Consider the following 17,046-nt stretch of genomic DNA (forward strand, 5'->3'; position numbering starts at 1 on the left):
CGCCCCGCCGGGGCCGAACCCCGCCCGCCGCGCCCACTGGCGCCATCCTCGCTAGGCGAGGTCGAGGGCAGCGATCCTCCACTGCCCCCCGATGCCACGCGTGACGCGGCCCGGCGCGGCGTGCTGATCCATGCGCTTCTCGAACGGTTGCCGCAGGTTCCTGAGGGCGAGCGCCGCGAACGCGCGGCTCGCTGGCTGGAGCGGCAGGGCGCCGATCTGCCCGGGGCCACCCGCGCCGAACTGCTCGACAGTGCGCTTGCCGTGCTGGCCGATCCCGCCTTTGCGGAGATATTCGCGCCCGATGCGCTGGCCGAAATCCCGCTTGCCGCCACCATCGGCGGGCAGGTGGTGATGGGCACCGCCGATCGGCTGCTGATCCGCGATGACCGCGTGACCGTGATCGACTTCAAGACCGCCCGCCGCCCGCCTGCGGCGCTGGACCGGATCCCGCCGGCGACCGTCAGGCAGATGGCGGCCTATGTCGCGGCACTGCGGGCGATCTACCCCGGCCGCGAGATTTCGGCGGCGGTGCTCTACACCCAGACCCCGCAGCTGTTCGCCCTGCCGCCCGAACTGCTGGACAAGGCCATGCCCGACACCGCGGCAGTTGAATGATCTGCCCGCCATAGCCAGATGGGCGGCCAACCCCACGATTTCAGGAGTACCCGATGCCCACCATGAACGTCACCGACGATGGCTTTCAGACCGACGTCCTCGAAAGCGGCAAGCCCGTACTGGTCGATTTCTGGGCCGACTGGTGCGGGCCGTGCAAGATGATCGCTCCCGCGCTCGAGGAATTGAGCGACGAGCTGGGTGACCAGGTGACGATCGCCAAGATGGACATCATGGAAAACCCCGACGTGCCGGGCAAGATGGGCGTCCAGTCGATCCCCTATCTGGTCCTGTTCAAGAACGGGGAAGCCACGGCGCACATGCGCGGTGCCGCTCCCAAGGGCCAGCTCAAGCAATGGCTGGAAAGCAACCTTTAATCGAGCTGCGCGAGCCGTGTGGCCATCTCGTCCCATAGCCGGGGCGTGGCTGCGCCGATCAGGCCGGGCTTGTCCCATTCGCTGACCCGGTAGGGTCGCCCGTCCGGGCGGGCGACCTTGCCGCCCGCCTCGTTCACGAACAGCGCGCCGGCGGCGTGGTCCCACGGCAGGGTCCGCTGGAAGATGGCGACGTCGTTCTCGCCCAGCACCAGCCGCGGGTATTGTTCGGCGGCGCAGCGCGGAATGTCGACCAGCGTATAATGCGGGGCGATCGCCGCGCCGAGGATTTCGCGCCGGCCGGGTTCGACATAGATCAGCGAGTTGGCTGCGACCGGCGGCGTCCTGCCCGTCGGCCGCGCAGCAAGCGGCTCGCCATCGACAAAGGCGCCCGCGCCCCGCCAGGCGTGGCAGAAGCGGCCGGTCAGACAATCGAGGATCCATCCGCCGACCGTCTCCCCGGCCTCAGCCAAAGCCACCAGGACGCCGAACGGCGGCGCTCCGGCGGCGAAATTGTTGGTGCCGTCGAGCGGGTCGATGATCCAGCATTGCTCCGCGCTCAGCCCGTTGAAGACCGCGGGGTCGGCGTGGCACGCTTCCTCGCCCACGATCGCAGCTTCGGGGATCAGACGCGCCAGCCCTTCTGCGAGCAGCTCTTCCGCCTCGCGATCGGCGATGGTGACGACATCGGGGAGGGTGCCGGCGCTGTCCTTCGCCTCGACTTCGTGCGCCGCAAGCTGACGCCATCGGGGCAGGATCGCCTGCTCGCTGGCCTCGCGCATGATCGCGTGAACCGCGCGGGTCAGCGCCGCGGTCACGAGCGGTAATCCGCGTTGATCGAGATGTAGCCATGCGTAAGATCGCAGGTCCAGACCGTCGCACGGCCTTCGCCAAGCCCGAGATCGGCGGCGATGGCGATCTCCTCTCCGGCGAGATGTGCGGCAAGCGGTGCCTCATCGAGATCGGGCACGGGCTCGCCGTCCCGCGCGGTCCAGAGGCCGCCGAACGCGATCGAAAGGCGGTCGCGGTCGGCCGGTTCGCCGGCCTTGCCCACCGCCATGACGACCCGCCCCCAATTGGCATCGCCCCCGGCGATCGCGGTTTTGACCAGCGGCGAATTGGCGATGGCCAGGGCGATCACGCGCGCGCTTGTATCGCTCTCGGCACCGGTGACGGCGATCTCGACGAATTTCGTCGCCCCCTCGCCGTCGCGCACGACCAATTGGGCAAGTTCGCGGCAGACCGAAAGCAGCGCCGCGTAGAAGGCGTCCGCCCCCTCGCTGTCCCAATCCTCCAGCGCCGGATTGCCCGCCCGCCCTGTCGCGAAGACCAGCACGGTGTCACTGGTGGAGGTATCGCCGTCGACCGTGATGCACGAGAAGGTTTCGGCATTGGCACGCTCGAGCATCGTCTGCAGGAATGCCGGCTCGACCGCCGCATCGGTGAAGACATAGCCCAGCATCGTTGCCATGTCGGGGGCGATCATCCCGCTGCCCTTGATGATGCCGCACAGCTCCACCTGCCTTTCGCCCAGCAGCGCCGCGGCATGAGCGCCCTTGGCAAAGGTGTCGGTCGTCGCGATGGCGCGGGCGGCATCCTCGAAACCGCAAGGCTTCGCGTCCAGCGCCGCCGCGATCCCGGCCTGCGCCTTGTCCACCGGCAGCGGTACGCCGATCACCCCGGTCGAGGATACGAACACGTCGCTCGGCAGGCAGTCGAGGGCCTGGGCCACCTGCGCCATGATCTGTTCCACCGCGTGACGCCCCCGCCGGCCGGTGAAGGCGTTGGAATTGCCGGCGTTGACCACCAGCGCCCGCGCGCGGCCCAGCTTCGCCTGTCCGCGCCCCAGTTCCACCTCGCTCGAGGCGCAGGCGCTGTTGGTAAAGACCCCGGCGGCGGCGGTACCCGCCGCCAGTTCGATGAGGGTCAGATCGTCCCGGTCCCACGCCTTGTACCCGGCGCGGGCCGTCCTGATCGTGACTCCCTCAAGCGGCGGACAGGGCGGGAAGGGCCGGGCGAGGGGGGAGCGGGCGAGGGTCATCGCTGCGGTCGTTGGGACGCCGGCGGCACCGGGTCAAGCGGCGTGCGCGGCCGGGCGGCGGCTAACGCTGGCGATGCACCACTCGGCGCTGGAATATTTTACCCGGGCACGCTATCTCGATGCCCGTAATGCTACGACAGCTGCTGGCCTTCCTTGCTCTCGTCACCGGTTTCGCCGCGCTCGATGCGCCGGCGCAGGCGGCAGTGGCGAATGCGGCCAGCGTCTCGGTCGAGCGTTCGGGCGATGCCGAACAGACCGCGCGTCCAGGCGAGATCGCCTGCGTCCAGCGGCAGGCGAAACAGCGCCGCGCCGGCGAGGCGGTCACTCCCTGCCGCCGGCAGCGGCCCATCGTCGTCTATCTGCCCAGCGTGCATCTCGGGCCTGATCGCGCGCGCGAATAAGGCCGCCTGATCGCCGCATGGCCGGCTGGCGCCGGCGCGTCGTTTTCCCCTTTTCCCGATAATCGCCCCCGCGCCGCTGTGCGGCGGGGCCCGCAAGGTCAGATCATCATGCTCAATTCCGTCATGAAGGCCATGTTCGGCTCTTCCAACGATCGTTACGTCAAGACGCTCGGCAAGACCGTTTCCCAGATCAACGCGCTCGAACCGCAGATGCAGGCGCTCTCGGACGACGAGCTGCGGGCGCAGACCGACAAGTTCCGCCGCCAGCTGGCCGAGGGCAAGACGCTCGACGAGATTCTGCCCGAAGCTTTCGCCACCGTCCGCGAAGCCTCGGTCCGCGTGCTCGGAATGCGGCATTTCGACGTCCAGATGATCGGCGGCATCGTCCTCCACCGCGGCGAGATTTCAGAAATGCGCACCGGCGAGGGCAAGACCCTCGTGGCGACGCTGGCGACCTATCTCAATGCGATCGAGGGCAAGGGCGTCCACGTCGTCACCGTCAACGATTACCTTGCCCGGCGCGATGCCGAATGGATGGGGCGCCTGCACCAGTTCCTCGGCCTGACCATCGGGGTGATCGTTCCCAACCTCGACGAGTTCTCACGCCGCGAGGCTTACGGGTCGGACATCACCTATGGCACGAACAACGAATTCGGCTTCGACTACCTGCGCGACAACATGAAGCACGAGCGCAGCCAGATGGTCCAGCGCCCCTTCAACTTCGCCATCGTCGACGAGGTCGATTCGATTCTGATCGACGAAGCGCGCACCCCGCTGATCATTTCTGGGCCGACCGACGACAAATCGGAGATGTATGTCGCCATCGACGGGATCGTGAAGACGATCGAGAAGGAATGGTACGACGCCGACGAGAAGACCAAGCAGATCACCTGGACCGAAGAGGGCACCGACGCCATCGAGCAGCGCCTGCGCGAGGCGGGCCTGCTGGCGACCGAAAACCTCTACGACGTCGAGAACACGCTGGTCGTCCATCACCTCGACCAGGCGCTGCGCGCCAACATCATGTTCAAGAAGGACACCGACTACATCGTCAAGGATGACAAGGTCGTCATCATCGACGAATTCACCGGCCGCATGATGGACGGGCGGCGGTGGTCGAACGGCCTGCACCAGGCGGTCGAGGCCAAGGAAGGGGTCAAAATCGAGCCCGAGAACCAGACCCTCGCCTCGATCACCTTCCAGAACTACTTCCGGATGTATCCCAAGCTCTCCGGTATGACCGGCACCGCCGCGACCGAGGCGTCCGAGTTCTGGGACATCTACAAGATGAACGTCGTCGAGATCCCCACCAACGTGCCGGTGCAGCGGATCGACGAGGAGGACGAGTTCTACAAGAACACGCAGGACAAGTTCAAAGCCATCGCCAAGGCGATCAAGGAAAAGAACGAGATCGGCCAGCCGGTGCTGGTCGGCACGGTCTCGATCGAGAAGAGCGAGCTGCTGAGCAAGTTCCTCGACCAGGAGGGCGTCCGGCACGAGATCCTCAACGCGCGCCAGCACGAGCGCGAGGCGCATATCGTGGCGCAGGCCGGCCGGATGGGGGCGGTGACCATCGCGACGAACATGGCCGGCCGCGGGACCGACATCCAGCTGGGCGGCAACCTTGAATTCCGTATCGGCGACGAACTGGGCGAAATGCCTGAGGGCCCCGAACGCGATGCCGCGATCGAGCGCCTGAAGGACGAGATCAAGGACGAAAAGCGCCGCGTGCTGGAGGCGGGCGGGCTGTTCGTGCTGGGCACCGAACGCCACGAAAGCCGCCGGATCGACAACCAGCTGCGCGGCCGTTCGGGCCGCCAGGGCGACCCGGGGCTCAGCCGCTTCTACCTCTGCCTCGAGGATGACCTCCTCCGCATCTTCGGCCCCGATACGCTGTTCGCGCGGATGATGAACTCGAACCTCGAGGACGGCGAGGCGATCGGCTCCAAATGGCTGTCGAAGGCGATCGAGACGGCGCAGAAGAAGGTCGAGGCGCGCAATTACGAGATGCGCAAGCAGGTCGTCGAATACGACGACGTCATGAACGACCAGCGCAAGGTCATCTACGACCAGCGGGCCGAGATCATGGACAGCGAGGCCGTGGACGACGTGGTGGTCGCCATGCGGCACGATTCGATCAACGCCATGGTGAGCGAGGCGTGCCCGCCCGGTTCCTACCCCGAACAGTGGAACATCGAAGGCCTCAAGACCCGCGTGTCCGAAGTTCTGGGCATCGATCTGCCGATGGACGACTGGCTCGAGGAAGACGCGGTCGAGCCCGAGCTGATCGAAGAACGCATCCGCGAGGAAGCCGATCGCCGGATGGAGGAAAAGATCGCCCAGACCGATCCCGGCACCTGGCGGCGGATCGAGAAGAGCCTGCTGCTCCAGGAACTCGACGGCCAGTGGAAGGATCACCTCTCGACTCTCGACGCGCTGCGCCAGGTCGTCTGGCTGCGGGCACACGCACAGAAACAGCCGATCAACGAATACAAGCAGGAAGCCTTCAGCCTGTTCGAGCGGATGATCGAGCAGCTGCGCGAAACCGTCACCTCGAAACTGCTGCGCGTGCAGCTGGCCCAGCCGGCTCCGATGCCGCAGGTGGCGTTGCCCGATCTTCCGGCGTTCCTCACCGGACACATCGATCCGCTGACCGGGTTCGACAATTCCAACGATGGCGACGGTTCGGAAGGCATGGCGGACCTGTTCGGCTCGCTCGCGGGCAGCCCGCGCGCGGCCGCCAGTTCGGGCGGCGTGGCCGACAACCCCTATGCCGGCATGGAAATCAGCCGCAATGCGCTGTGCCCCTGTGGCTCGGGCAACAAGTACAAGCATTGCCACGGCGCGATCGGCGTCTCGGCCTGATTGGTTGACGGCGAGGCGGATACGGGGGCGGGGGCCGGATCGTGGCGTGGCTGGTCGGGGCGTTCTTCGTCACCGCGCTGCTGTATGCCAGCGTGGGCTTCGGCGGCGGGTCGACCTATAGCGCCCTCCTTGCCCTGAGCGGGCTGGACTACCGTGTCCTCCCGCTCGTTTCCCTGTCGTGCAACATCGTGGTTGTCGCGGGCAGCAGCGTGCGTTTTGCCCGGGCAGGCGTCACCCCGTGGCGGGGGGCCTTGCTGCTGACCGGCCTCGCGGCGCCGGCAGCGTTCCTCGGCGGGCTGACGCCGATCGGCGAAAGCGCGTTCCTGACCCTGCTCGGGGCGAGCCTGGTTCTTACCGGCCTGTTCCTGCTTCTTCCCAAACGCATTTCCGGCGGGGCGGAAGGCGAGCCAACCGCGCTCGCCCGCCTGATGCCGCTTGCCGCGGCGCCGCTCGGCTATCTGGCCGGGCTCGTCGGCATCGGCGGCGGCATCTTCCTTGCCCCGCTGCTGCATCTCACCCGCTGGGCCGAGGCGCGCAGCGTGGCGGCGACGGCGGCGCTCTTCATCCTCGTCAATTCGCTGTTCGGGCTGGTCGGCCAGGTGCTGAAAGGGGGGAGCGGGCGCTTCGCCGCGGCGATCGAGGTCGGTCTGCCGCTGCTGGTGGCGGTGGCGATCGGCGGACAGATCGGCAGCTGGCTGGCAGTCAAGCACCTGCCGCCGGCGTGGATTCGCTGGGCGACAGCGGGGCTGACCCTGTGGGTCGGGGGCCGGCTGCTGCTGGGCTGACCTCGCCCGCGCCCCGCGCAAGCTTTCAGTCACGAAAAGGCCCGCCCCCGGCACTGCGGGGGCGGGCCTGTCTCTCGGCTTGCGAGCCGTTTACTTGCGGACCACCGGCGGGGTCTCGCCGCCACCCGTCAGCCCGCGCGCCTCCAGCATCGGCTGCACGTCGGGCTGGCGCCCGGCGAATGTCTGGAACATGTCGAAATAGTCCATCGTTCCGCCGCGGCTCAGCACGGTCTTGCGATAATGATCGCCATTCGCCCGGGTCAGGCCGCCGTTGTCGCGGAACCACTTGCGGCTGTCCCGGTCGAGCATTTCGGTCCACAGATAGCTGTAATAGCCCGCGCTGTATCCGGCGGGCGAGCTGAAGATGTGGTTGAAATAGGTCGTCCGGTAGCGCGGCGGTACCAGTTCGACCTCGAGGCCCAGATCCTTCAGCGCCGCACGTTCGAAGGCATCGACTTTTTCCGGCGTATCGATCGCCGCGGCCTGTGCCGGGGTCAGCGCGCTCCACTTCATGTCGAGCAGGGCCGCCTCCAGCGTCTCGCCGAATTCATAGCCCTGGTTGAACCGGCCGGCCGCCTCGATCTTCTGGATCATCTCCGCCGGGATCGGCGCACCGGTCTCGTGATGGCGGGCGTAGTTCTGCAGCACTTCGGGCCATGTCGCCCACAGCTCGTTCACCTGGCTCGGATACTCGACGAAGTCGCGCGCCGTCGCCGTGCCCGAAAGGCTGGCATAGCGCTGATCCGCGAACAGGCCGTGCAGGGCATGGCCGAATTCGTGGAACATCGTGTTGACGTTGTCGAAGCTGACCAGCTGAACTTCGCCGGCCGGCGCCTTGGGGATGTTGAGGACGTTGTAGATCACCGGCTTGGTGCCGCGCAGATAGCTCTGGTCGACGAAATTCGACATCCATGCCCCGCCGCGCTTGGACGGGCGCTGATAGGGATCGAAATAGAAGATCGCCATGTGCGAGCCATCGCTGTCGAACACGTCGTAGGTGGTCACGTAGGGATGGTAGACCGGCAGGTCGGTGCGCTTCTTGAACGAAATGCCGTACAGCTTGTTGGCAGCGAAGAACACGCCGTCTTCCAGCACCTTGTCGATCTGGAAGTACTGCATGACCGCGTCTTCATCGAGATCGAAGCGTTCGGCCTTCACCTTGTTGGCATAGCGGTACCAGTCCCACGGCTTGACCTCGTAATTCCCGCCGTCACGCTCGATCGCCTCGTTCAGCATCGCGGCCTCGCGCCGCTGGGTTGCGGCGAGGGGCGGGACCATCTGCTCCATGAACTGGATCGCGGTGCTCGGCTTTTCGGCCATCCGGTCCCACATGGCGTAGCTCGCCCAGTCGCTCTCGCCGAACAGGGCGGCCTTTTCGGCGCGCAGCTGGGCGATCCGGGCAACCAGCATCCGCGTATCGTGCTGCGGATTGGTACCGTCGGCCCGGTGGTAGGACCGCTTGAACAGCGCCTCGCGAGTGGCGCGATCCTCGAGCGCAGGAAGCAGCGGCTGCTGAGTGGTGTTCTGCAGGGCGATCACGTACTTGCCCGGCATGCCCTTTTCCGCGGCGAGATCGGCCGCGGCCTTGATATCGCCCTCGCCGAGCCCGGCGAGCTGTTCGCGCCGATCGAGCACCAGCGGCTGATCATTGGTCGCCGCGCGCAGTTTCTGGCTGAACTCGGTGGTAAGCGTGGTCAGTTCCGAGTTGATCGCCTTGACCCGCTCGCGCTGGCTGTCGGTCAGCATGGCGCCGGCATGGACCATGCCCTCGTAGGTCGTCTCGAGCAGCTTGGCATCCTCGACCGACAGGTTCAGCGTCTCGCGCGCGTCGTAGACGGCCTTGACCCGCTGGAACAATGCTGGGTTGAGGGTGATGGCATCGTAATGCGCGGTCAGGCGCGGGCCCATCTCGGTATCGATCTGGTCGAGCCGATCGGTGGTGTTGGCCCCCGTCAGCGCGTAGAACACGGTTGCTACCCGGCCCAGCATGCGGCCCGATTCCTCGAGCGCGACGATGGTATTGGCAAAGGTCGGCGCGGCGGGATTGTCGACGATGGCAGCGATTTCGGCGGCCTGGATCGCCATGCCCTGTTCGAACGCCGGGACGTAATCATCCTCGCTGATGCGGGTGAAATCGGGCGCGCCGAAATCGAGCGTGCTGGGCTGGGCGAAATAGCCGGTGCCAGCGGGGATGCCGGCCGAAGGAATGGTCGCTACTGCGGTCATGGTGTTGTCCATGGTGCCTCCGGGGGTGGTGCTGCAGGCGCCAAGCAGCGCCGCGCCGGCAAGAAGGGGGGTGGTTGTGGCCAGGAATTGGGCCTTCATGATCTCTCCAATGCTTCGTGTCTGTACCGGCAGCAGGGCCGACCCGTCGGGAAACGGGATAACGGATCGACCTTGAACCGGAGATTGAGGGATATGGCAAGGCCCGCCGTCCCGTGGTTTGGCAGGGTTTCGATCATGCAGCCGATGTGGCCGGAAAGCTGGCCGCGCGCTCGTACAGCGGACCGCCGGGGGCAAGGTGGCTTTCGTAGAGGTGGAAGGCGTCACAGGCCCACGGTCCAGCAGCAAAGCCGGCGGTATGGCCGAGGAACGAGCGAAGATCGCCGCTGCTGCGATTGAGCCGCGCGATGGTGACGTGCGGAGCGAACTTGCGCTGCTCGGGTTCGAGGCCGGCCATGACGCATGTCCGCTCGATCTTGCTTTGCAGCGCGGCAAGTGCGGCGGAAGGGGTGACGCCGGCGTAGAGGGTATGGACCTTGCCCTTTCGCGCAAAAGTGCCGGTTCCCGTCAGGCTGACGGGGAAGGGCGCGAACACGATCCGTCCGAGGGCGGCGGCGATCGCATCGGCGTCGTGGCGATCGACCTCGCCGATATAGCGCAAGGTCAGGTGCAGCTGGTCGTCGTCCTGCCAGCGAATGTCGCGCTCGCCTTCCATGAGGTCGATAAGGGCGTCGCGCACCGCGGGCGGGGGGCGCAGGGCGACAAACAGGCGGTGCGGCACAGCTGTGGCGGGACGATCAGGCGTCGATGGTGATCTTCATGCTCGCGGCGAGGAGGGCGTCGGCCTCGCGCCGGGCATCGCGGCCAACTTCGCAACCGAGCGCCGCACGCGCGGCCGCCCGCGCACAGGCGAGGTCGGGGGATTCGTCCTGAGCGAAGCCCGTGTTGCGAGCGAAGTATCCCCGCAACCCCCGGGCCGGAGCAGAGGCAGCGGAATGAGTGGACAGCGGGCGGTTCAGCTCGTCGATGAGCATGTCGAGCCGTTCCTGACCGGCACGGGTCGTCGCTGGCGAGGCGGCACCGGTGGAGGCAGGATGGGACGGAAATATCTGGCGCATCGGTATCTCGGGGCAATACTGTCCCGCCGCAAATCAGCGGCGTCTCGAGGGTGGATCCCGGTGCCCTGCATGGGAGCAGCCGGGATGTATTGCCAAGGATAATGACTGAAACCGCCGAACGTTTCCCGTTGTTCGTCACCCTCCAGCAACCGTTCGCGGAACGTGTGCCGCGCGGCTAGAGGATGAAGTCCGATCCCTGCAACGCGATATCGCCCGAAAGCACCACTGCGAAATCGGCTACCCCGTCGCCGTCGATATCGCCTTCGATCACGGTCGCATTGCCGCTGAGAGAATAGCGCAGTTCGCCGGCCGTCCCGGTAAAGGCGGCCGTTCCGACCAAGCTGAACGACTGGTCCCCGCCGGACGCTCCGTTGGCATCCATCGCCGACAGGTCGATGATATCGCCCTCGGCGCGCGAGAAGTCGGTGATACGGTCGCCGCCGGATGCCGTGGCGGCGGTATCGCCGATGGCGAAGATGAAGCGATCCGCGCCTGCGCCGCCGACAAGCACATCGCGCCCGTAGCTGCCCTGCAGACGATCGTTGCCAGCACCGCCTTCGAGACGGTCGCCGCCGGCGCCGCCGAACAGCCAGTCGTTACCCTCGTCGCCGTAGAGCGTATCGTTATCGTTGCCGCCGTGCAGATCGTCGTCCCCGTCGCCGCCGCGCAGGATATCGTTGCCGCCCTGGCCGAAGAGGTAATCGCGCTCGATCCCGCCGAGCAGGGTATCGAGCCCGTCACCGCCGAACAGGCGGTCCGTCCCGTTGCCGCCGTCGAGCTGATCGTCGCCCGCGTCGCCCCAGATGTTGTCCCATCCTGCGCCGCCTAGCATCGTGTCGACGCCCGCGCCCCCGTAGAGCCGGTCGCTGCCGCCTTCTCCCTCGACGCGGTCGGCACCGTCGCCGCCATAGACAAAATCGCGTCCCAGCCCGCCGAACAGCGTATCGTTGCCGCCAAGGCCGGACAGGACGTTGTCGTCAGCCGATCCGATCAGGGTGTTGGCGACGAAATTGCCGGTCGCGTCCCAGGCTCCTGAAAGGATCACCAGCCGCTCGATCCCTGCCTGGATGGTCGCGTCGAAGCCGGTGACGTAGACCGTGTCGTTGCCGCCGGTAGCGGTCTCGATCACGATATCGTCGGCGCTGTCGACATAATAGGTGTCGTCGCCATTGCCGCCTTCCATCTCGTCGATCCCGGGGCCGCCATCGAGCCGGTCATTGCCTTCTTCGCCGATAAGCAGATCGTTACCGTGATTGCCGCGCAGGATGTCGTCGCCATTCTCGCCCAGCAGGATATCGTCACCGCCGCGGCCGATCAGCAGATCGTTGCCGTCATAGCCGAGCAGTCCGTTATCACCCCCGTCGCCCGACAGCAGGTCGTCAAAAATCGATCCGCTCAGTCCCTCGATCGAGATCAGCGTGTCACGCCCGGCGCCGATCGTGTTCTGCGAGCCGAGGATGGCGAGATCGACCGTCACGCCCGCCCCGGCATCGTCATAGGCGGCAATGTCGAACCCTTCCCCGCCGTCGATCCGGTTGGTGCCGGTCCCGCCGATCAGCCAGTCGTCGCCGGCAAGTCCCGCGATGACGTCATTCCCTCCGCGCCCGTCGATAAGATCGTCCCCGGGCGATCCATCGAGGGTATCGTCGCCGTCCGTCCCGCTGTCGGGCAGGTCCAGCGTCGCATAGCCGATGCCTTGCAGCGTATTGTAGAAAACGCCTTCGCCATTCGGGGCGACGACGATTTCCTCGCCAAGCTGAAGGGTCTGGAAATCGACCCCGCGAAGCGTCAGTTCCCCGACGAGGGTGTAATTGTATGCATTGATGACGACGATCTTCTCGTTGAACTTATCGAGAAAGAAGATGCGCTCGCCATCCTGGCTGAAAGCCACGCCCGCCGCGCCGCCAAGATTCGGGTAATAGGTGCTCAGATCGACGAGATACTCCATCTCGCCGTCGTACAGATGCGCCCCGCCCCCCGTGACGATGATGATGCGATCCTCCGCGGTCACGCCGGAGATCGCCTCGATTCCGGCGGCGTAGCCTTCGACATTGTTCTCGTACACGCCGTTACTGACGATGACCGAACCGTCCGGCCGGATCAGGAAATACTGGGCCGACGACAAGCCAAGCTGGCCAAGCAGGACGGTGTCGGAATCCCGCGCCGCGATGAGGGACGCCGCAGAGCCAAGCCCGGCATAATAGCTGCCCGAGTACGAGATCGTCGAAGTCACGAGCTCGAACGTCGAAAGCGCAGCCCAACCACTCCAGCCTGGAAGCGTATTCTGCGATAGCTGGAGAGTATCCCCGTCGCTCCAGACGACATCGGCGAACGTCCAGCCCGATCCGGTCGCCTGCACGGTATATTCCTGTGCGGCGAAGGACGACAGATCGATCACATAGAAGCTGACGTCGGCGGTGTTCGAGGGCCAGTCGTTGGACTGACTGACGTTCGCCGCCACCTCTTCGACAATTGCCACCCGGGATCCGTCCGGCGAGAGCGAAATCGCGCCGAGGTCATGTCCTACCCGAACGCTGTAGAGTTCCGCGCCGGAGACGGCATCGAAGATGCGGACGTACCCGTCATTCCCGGCAAGATAGATATACGCCCCATCGGCGCTGAGCACCCAGTTCTCGTTACCCCGGGTTTGAACCAGAAGTTCGCTCATGCCGTCATTCCCCCCGTTGAACCGGACTTGCCGGACACGCGGCGCCTGGCGCCGTGCGCTATTACTCGCTGTCTATCAGCACTCCCGGTAAACCGAAATGCACTTTCGCCGCTGTTTCCCAGCGCGGGCCAAAGGTTTGCCGAGGGGGCAGGGTCTGCGTTGGAGCAAGGCGTAAAAGGGCCCACCGCTATCCGCCGCCGGCTTGCGCAGCCCCCACGAATGCCCCACCTACACCCCGCGACTTCGCCCGCTTCGCCTACCGCGGCACGGAGCGCCTTGACCAACCCGAACATTTCCGGAACACGCCCCCATCATGGCATTAACCACAATTTCCGTACGCGGTGCGCGCGAGCATAACCTCAAGGGCGTCGACATCGATCTGCCGCGCGATGCGCTGATCGTGATCACCGGGCTTAGCGGTTCAGGCAAGTCGAGCCTGGCGTTCGACACGATCTATGCCGAGGGGCAGCGGCGCTATGTCGAAAGCCTTTCGGCCTATGCGCGCCAGTTCCTGGAGATGATGCAGAAGCCCGATGTCGAGCATATTGACGGGCTGTCTCCCGCCATCTCGATCGAGCAGAAGACCACCAGCCGCAACCCGCGCTCGACCGTGGCGACGGTGACCGAAATCTACGACTACATGCGCTTGCTTTGGGCGCGGGTAGGGGTGCCGTATTCGCCCGTCACCGGCCTGCCGATCGAGGCGCAGACGGTCTCTACCATGGTCGACCGGGTGATGGCTCTGCCAGAAGGCACGCGGCTCTATCTGCTCGCCCCGGTGGTGCGCGGGCGCAAGGGGGAATACCGCAAGGAGCTGGCCGAATGGCAGAAAGCCGGCTTCACCCGCGTGCGGATCGATGGCGAGATGCTGGCGATCGAGGATGCGCCCGCGCTCGACAAGAAGCTCAAGCACGACATCGAGGTTGTGGTCGATCGCATCGCGGTGAAGGACGGGATCGAGACCCGGCTGGCGGACAGCTTCGAGCAGGCGCTGAAGCTGGCGGACGGGCTCGCCTATGTCGATCTCGCTGACGGGGCAGTGCCGGGCCGCGAAGGCGAGGGCGAGGCAGGCGGCGCGATGAAGGGCGCGGGCATCCCGGCCAACCGCATCGTCTTTTCCGAGCGCTTCTCCTGCCCGGTCAGCGGTTTCACGATCGAGGAGGTCGAGCCGCGGCTGTTCTCGTTCAATGCCCCCCAAGGCGCCTGCGCCACCTGCGACGGGATCGGCGAAAAGCAGCTGTTCGATCCGCAGCTGGTCGTCCCCAACGAGGCGCTGAGCCTCAAGAAGGGGGCGGTGGTGCCCTGGGCCAAGAGCAATCCGCCGTCGCCCTATTACATGCAGGTGCTCGCCAGCCTGGCGCGCGAATTCGGCTTCAGTCTCGACGCGCCGTGGGACGATCTTTCGCCCGAGCATCGCGATGTCATCCTTCACGGCACGCAGGGCCGCCCGGTGCCGCTGACGTTCAAGGACGGGCGCAAGGAATACACCGTCCACAAGGCGTTCGAGGGGGTGATCGGCAACCTCAACCGCCGGATGCTGCAGACCGAGAGCGCCTGGATGCGCGAGGAGCTGGCCAAGTTCCAGACCGCGCAGCCGTGCGAGACCTGCCACGGCAAGCGGCTCAACGACAAGGCGCTGAGCGTGAAGGTGGCCGGCACCGACATCGCCACGCCCACGCGGATGAGCGTGGCCGACGCCAAGGCCTGGTTCCTGGCCCTGCCGGACCAGCTCAACCCGACGCAGGGCCAGATCGCCCGCGCCATCCTCAAGGAGATCAACGAGCGGCTGGGCTTCCTCGACAATGTCGGGCTCGACTACCTCAATCTCGACCGCACCAGCGGCACGCTCTCCGGCGGGGAGAGCCAGCGGATCCGTCTCGCCAGCCAGATCGGCAGCGGCCTCAGCGGGGTGCTCTACGTGCTGGACGAGCCCTCGATCGGCCTCCACCAGCGCGACAACGACCGGCTGCTGGAGACGCTGAAACGCCTGCGCGATCTCGGCAACACGGTGATCGTGGTCGAGCATGACGAGGACGCGATCCGCGCCGCCGATCACGTGGTCGACCTCGGCCCCGGGGCCGGCGTCCACGGGGGCGAGGTGGTGGCGCAGGGCACCTTGAAGCAGGTGCTCAAGTCGAAGCGCAGCCTCACCGCCGCCTATCTCACGGGCCGGCGCGAGATCGCCGTGCCCGCCACCCGCCGCAAGGGCAACGGCAAGAAGCTGACCGTTCACGGGGCGCGCGCCAACAACCTGCGCAACGTCACCGCTTCGATCCCGCTCGGCACCTTCACCTGCATCACCGGGGTCAGCGGGAGCGGCAAGTCCTCCTTCACCATCGACACGCTCTATGCCGCCGCCGCCCGCCAGCTGAACGGCGCGCGGATCGTCGCCGGGGCGCACGACAAGGTGACGGGGCTCGAGCATTGCGACAAGGTGATCGAGATCGACCAGTCGCCCATCGGCCGCACCCCGCGATCGAACCCGGCGACCTACACCGGCGCCTTCACCCAGATCCGCGACTGGTTCGCCGGCCTCCCCGAAAGCCAGGCGCGCGGGTACAAGGCGGGGCGGTTCAGCTTCAACGTCAAGGGGGGGCGGTGCGAGGCGTGCCAGGGCGACGGCCTGATCAAGATCGAGATGCACTTCCTCCCCGACGTCTACGTCACCTGCGAGGAATGCCACGGCCGCCGCTACAACCGCGAGACGCTGGAGGTGAAGTTCAAGGGCCACTCCATCGCCGACGTGCTCGACATGACGATCGAGGACGCGGAAGGCTTCTTCAAGGCCGTCCCCCCCATCCGCGACAAGATGCACATGCTGAACGAGGTCGGCCTCGGCTACGTCAAGGTCGGCCAGCAGGCGACGACGCTCTCGGGCGGCGAGGCGCAGCGGGTCAAGCTCGCCAAGGAACTCAGCAGGCGGAGCACCGGGCAGACGCTCTACATCCTCGACGAGCCGACCACCGGCCTCCATTTCGAGGACGTCCGCAAGCTCCTCGAAGTGCTCCAGCGGCTGGTCGACCAGGGCAACAGCGTGGTGGTGATCGAGCACAATTTGGACGTGATCAAGACGGCGGACTGGATCCTCGACCTCGGGCCGGATGGCGGTGTGCGGGGCGGGGAGATCGTCGCCGAGGGGACGCCGGAGAAGGTGGCCGCTACGCCGGCGAGCTACACTGGGCAGTATCTCCGCCCGATGCTGTTAAGGGCGAAAGAGGCGGCGGAGTGAATGAGATTGGTGGCTAGCTTGCCTTAGGCTTCACCCGCTGACGGACCGGAAATTGGCCCTCGGGCTGGGAGCCGCAGGCGTGGCGAAGCCAAAGAGCGGTGTGCGGGACCAGGAGATTGTGGCGGATGGCACGCAGGAGAAAATTGCGAAGGCGCTGCGTAGCTTTGCGAGGCGCTATCTGGCGCCGGTTTTAGGGCGAGAATGATTAACAGCGACGGAGCTTGTCACTATCATAAAGTGAAGCCAATAGATTGATTCTCGGAGCATATTCAAGGGGGGGGAAGACGTGAGGATTGTCCGATTCACGATTGAAAACTTTAAGGGCATCAAATCGACAACCTTGGACTTGGACGTTGATCCGCCGGGTAACGTCATTACCCTCATTGGACTTAACGAAAGTGGCAAGACGACAGTGCTCGAGGCACTTTCCCACTTCGTTGCAGCCGATCAGGAGACGACGTCCATCGTCCAGACTGTCGCGGCACAGCAGCCCCCACAGGAACTTATCCCAAAAGCTCGAAAATCCAATTTCACTGGTGACATAAGCATTGAGGCTGAAGTCGCTTTTGATGATGATGACGTAAGAGCACTAGGGTCCGGACTCATTAGAGCCACCATGTGACGAAGGCTGCGATGGCGATGGTTGCCATGAAGGTCTTGATATTGCGGTCGAAGCGGGTGGCGACGCGGCGCCAGTCCTTGAAGCGGCAGAACATGCGCTCGACGACAT

13 protein-coding genes and 1 pseudogene are annotated in these 17,046 nt (G+C 65.8%); 7 read left to right on the forward strand and 7 right to left on the reverse strand.

Annotated features, from left to right (window positions below):
• Both ACHFFA_RS04685 and trxA read left to right on the forward strand, forming a co-directional pair.
• The coding region (locus ACHFFA_RS04685; RefSeq protein ID WP_394269688.1) for a PD-(D/E)XK nuclease family protein at positions 1-615 on the forward strand (615 nt) is incomplete at its 5' end.
• Positions 616-668: 53 nt separating this feature from the next.
• The gene (gene trxA / locus ACHFFA_RS04690) at positions 669-989 is read left to right on the forward strand and encodes a thioredoxin (protein WP_394269689.1); all 321 of its coding nucleotides are present in this window, start codon (positions 669-671) and stop codon (positions 987-989) included.
• On the opposite strand, the gene ACHFFA_RS04695 is transcribed toward trxA, so the two are convergent.
• On the reverse strand, positions 986-1,804 hold the full coding sequence (locus ACHFFA_RS04695) for an inositol monophosphatase family protein (RefSeq protein ID WP_394269690.1): 819 nt from the start codon (positions 1,802-1,804) through the stop codon (positions 986-988). The two genes, trxA and ACHFFA_RS04695, sit on opposite strands and share 4 nt — an antisense overlap.
• Positions 1,801-3,027 carry a bifunctional glutamate N-acetyltransferase/amino-acid acetyltransferase ArgJ gene (gene argJ, locus ACHFFA_RS04700; protein ID WP_394269691.1) on the reverse strand — a complete coding sequence of 409 codons (1,227 nt, stop codon included), beginning with the start codon at positions 3,025-3,027 and terminating at the stop codon, positions 1,801-1,803. Before argJ ends, ACHFFA_RS04695 begins: the two co-directional genes overlap by 4 nt.
• A 128-nt stretch (positions 3,028-3,155) precedes the next feature.
• Here argJ and ACHFFA_RS04705 point away from each other — a divergent pair, with 128 nt between their 5' ends.
• The 3 genes from ACHFFA_RS04705 to ACHFFA_RS04715 all read left to right on the forward strand — a co-directional run bounded on the left by ACHFFA_RS04705 (position 3,156) and on the right by ACHFFA_RS04715 (position 7,078).
• Positions 3,156-3,428, forward strand: a complete 273-nt coding sequence (locus tag ACHFFA_RS04705; protein WP_394269692.1) for a hypothetical protein — start codon at positions 3,156-3,158, stop codon at positions 3,426-3,428.
• A gap of 108 nt (positions 3,429-3,536) precedes the next feature.
• The gene (gene secA, locus ACHFFA_RS04710) at positions 3,537-6,293 is read left to right on the forward strand and encodes a preprotein translocase subunit SecA (protein ID WP_394269693.1); all 2,757 of its coding nucleotides are present in this window, start codon (positions 3,537-3,539) and stop codon (positions 6,291-6,293) included.
• A gap of 38 nt (positions 6,294-6,331) precedes the next feature.
• Positions 6,332-7,078, forward strand: a complete 747-nt coding sequence (locus tag ACHFFA_RS04715) for a sulfite exporter TauE/SafE family protein (protein ID WP_394269700.1) — start codon at positions 6,332-6,334, stop codon at positions 7,076-7,078.
• Between the two features lie 90 nt (positions 7,079-7,168).
• Here ACHFFA_RS04715 and ACHFFA_RS04720 read toward each other — a convergent pair whose 3' ends face one another.
• From ACHFFA_RS04720 to ACHFFA_RS04735, 4 genes are all read right to left on the reverse strand, one after another.
• Positions 7,169-9,403 carry a M3 family metallopeptidase gene (locus ACHFFA_RS04720; protein ID WP_394269694.1) on the reverse strand — a complete coding sequence of 745 codons (2,235 nt, stop codon included), beginning with the start codon at positions 9,401-9,403 and terminating at the stop codon, positions 7,169-7,171.
• 133 nt (positions 9,404-9,536) lie between these two features.
• On the reverse strand, positions 9,537-10,082 hold the full coding sequence (gene thpR / locus ACHFFA_RS04725; RefSeq protein ID WP_394269695.1) for an RNA 2',3'-cyclic phosphodiesterase: 546 nt from the start codon (positions 10,080-10,082) through the stop codon (positions 9,537-9,539).
• Positions 10,083-10,098: 16 nt separating this feature from the next.
• Positions 10,099-10,419 (reverse strand): hypothetical protein, encoded by a 321-nt coding sequence (locus ACHFFA_RS04730; RefSeq protein WP_394269696.1) that lies wholly within the window; start codon positions 10,417-10,419, stop codon positions 10,099-10,101.
• A gap of 175 nt (positions 10,420-10,594) precedes the next feature.
• The gene (locus ACHFFA_RS04735; RefSeq protein ID WP_394269697.1) at positions 10,595-13,087 is read right to left on the reverse strand and encodes a hypothetical protein; all 2,493 of its coding nucleotides are present in this window, start codon (positions 13,085-13,087) and stop codon (positions 10,595-10,597) included.
• Between the two features lie 313 nt (positions 13,088-13,400).
• On the opposite strand from ACHFFA_RS04735, the gene uvrA reads away from it, so the two are divergent.
• On the forward strand, positions 13,401-16,316 hold the full coding sequence (uvrA, locus tag ACHFFA_RS04740; protein WP_394269698.1) for an excinuclease ABC subunit UvrA: 2,916 nt from the start codon (positions 13,401-13,403) through the stop codon (positions 16,314-16,316).
• Between the two features lie 286 nt (positions 16,317-16,602).
• Positions 16,603-16,938 carry an AAA family ATPase gene (locus ACHFFA_RS04745; protein WP_394269699.1) on the forward strand — a complete coding sequence of 112 codons (336 nt, stop codon included), beginning with the start codon at positions 16,603-16,605 and terminating at the stop codon, positions 16,936-16,938.
• Here ACHFFA_RS04745 and ACHFFA_RS04750 read toward each other — a convergent pair.
• Positions 16,922-17,046 (reverse strand): annotated as a pseudogene (locus ACHFFA_RS04750) (IS5/IS1182 family transposase); the annotation flags it as partial. The gene ACHFFA_RS04745 and the pseudogene ACHFFA_RS04750 sit on opposite strands and share 17 nt — an antisense overlap.

This window comes from Qipengyuania sp. (assembly GCF_043423005.1).
Classification (GTDB): Bacteria; Pseudomonadota; Alphaproteobacteria; order Sphingomonadales; family Sphingomonadaceae; genus Qipengyuania.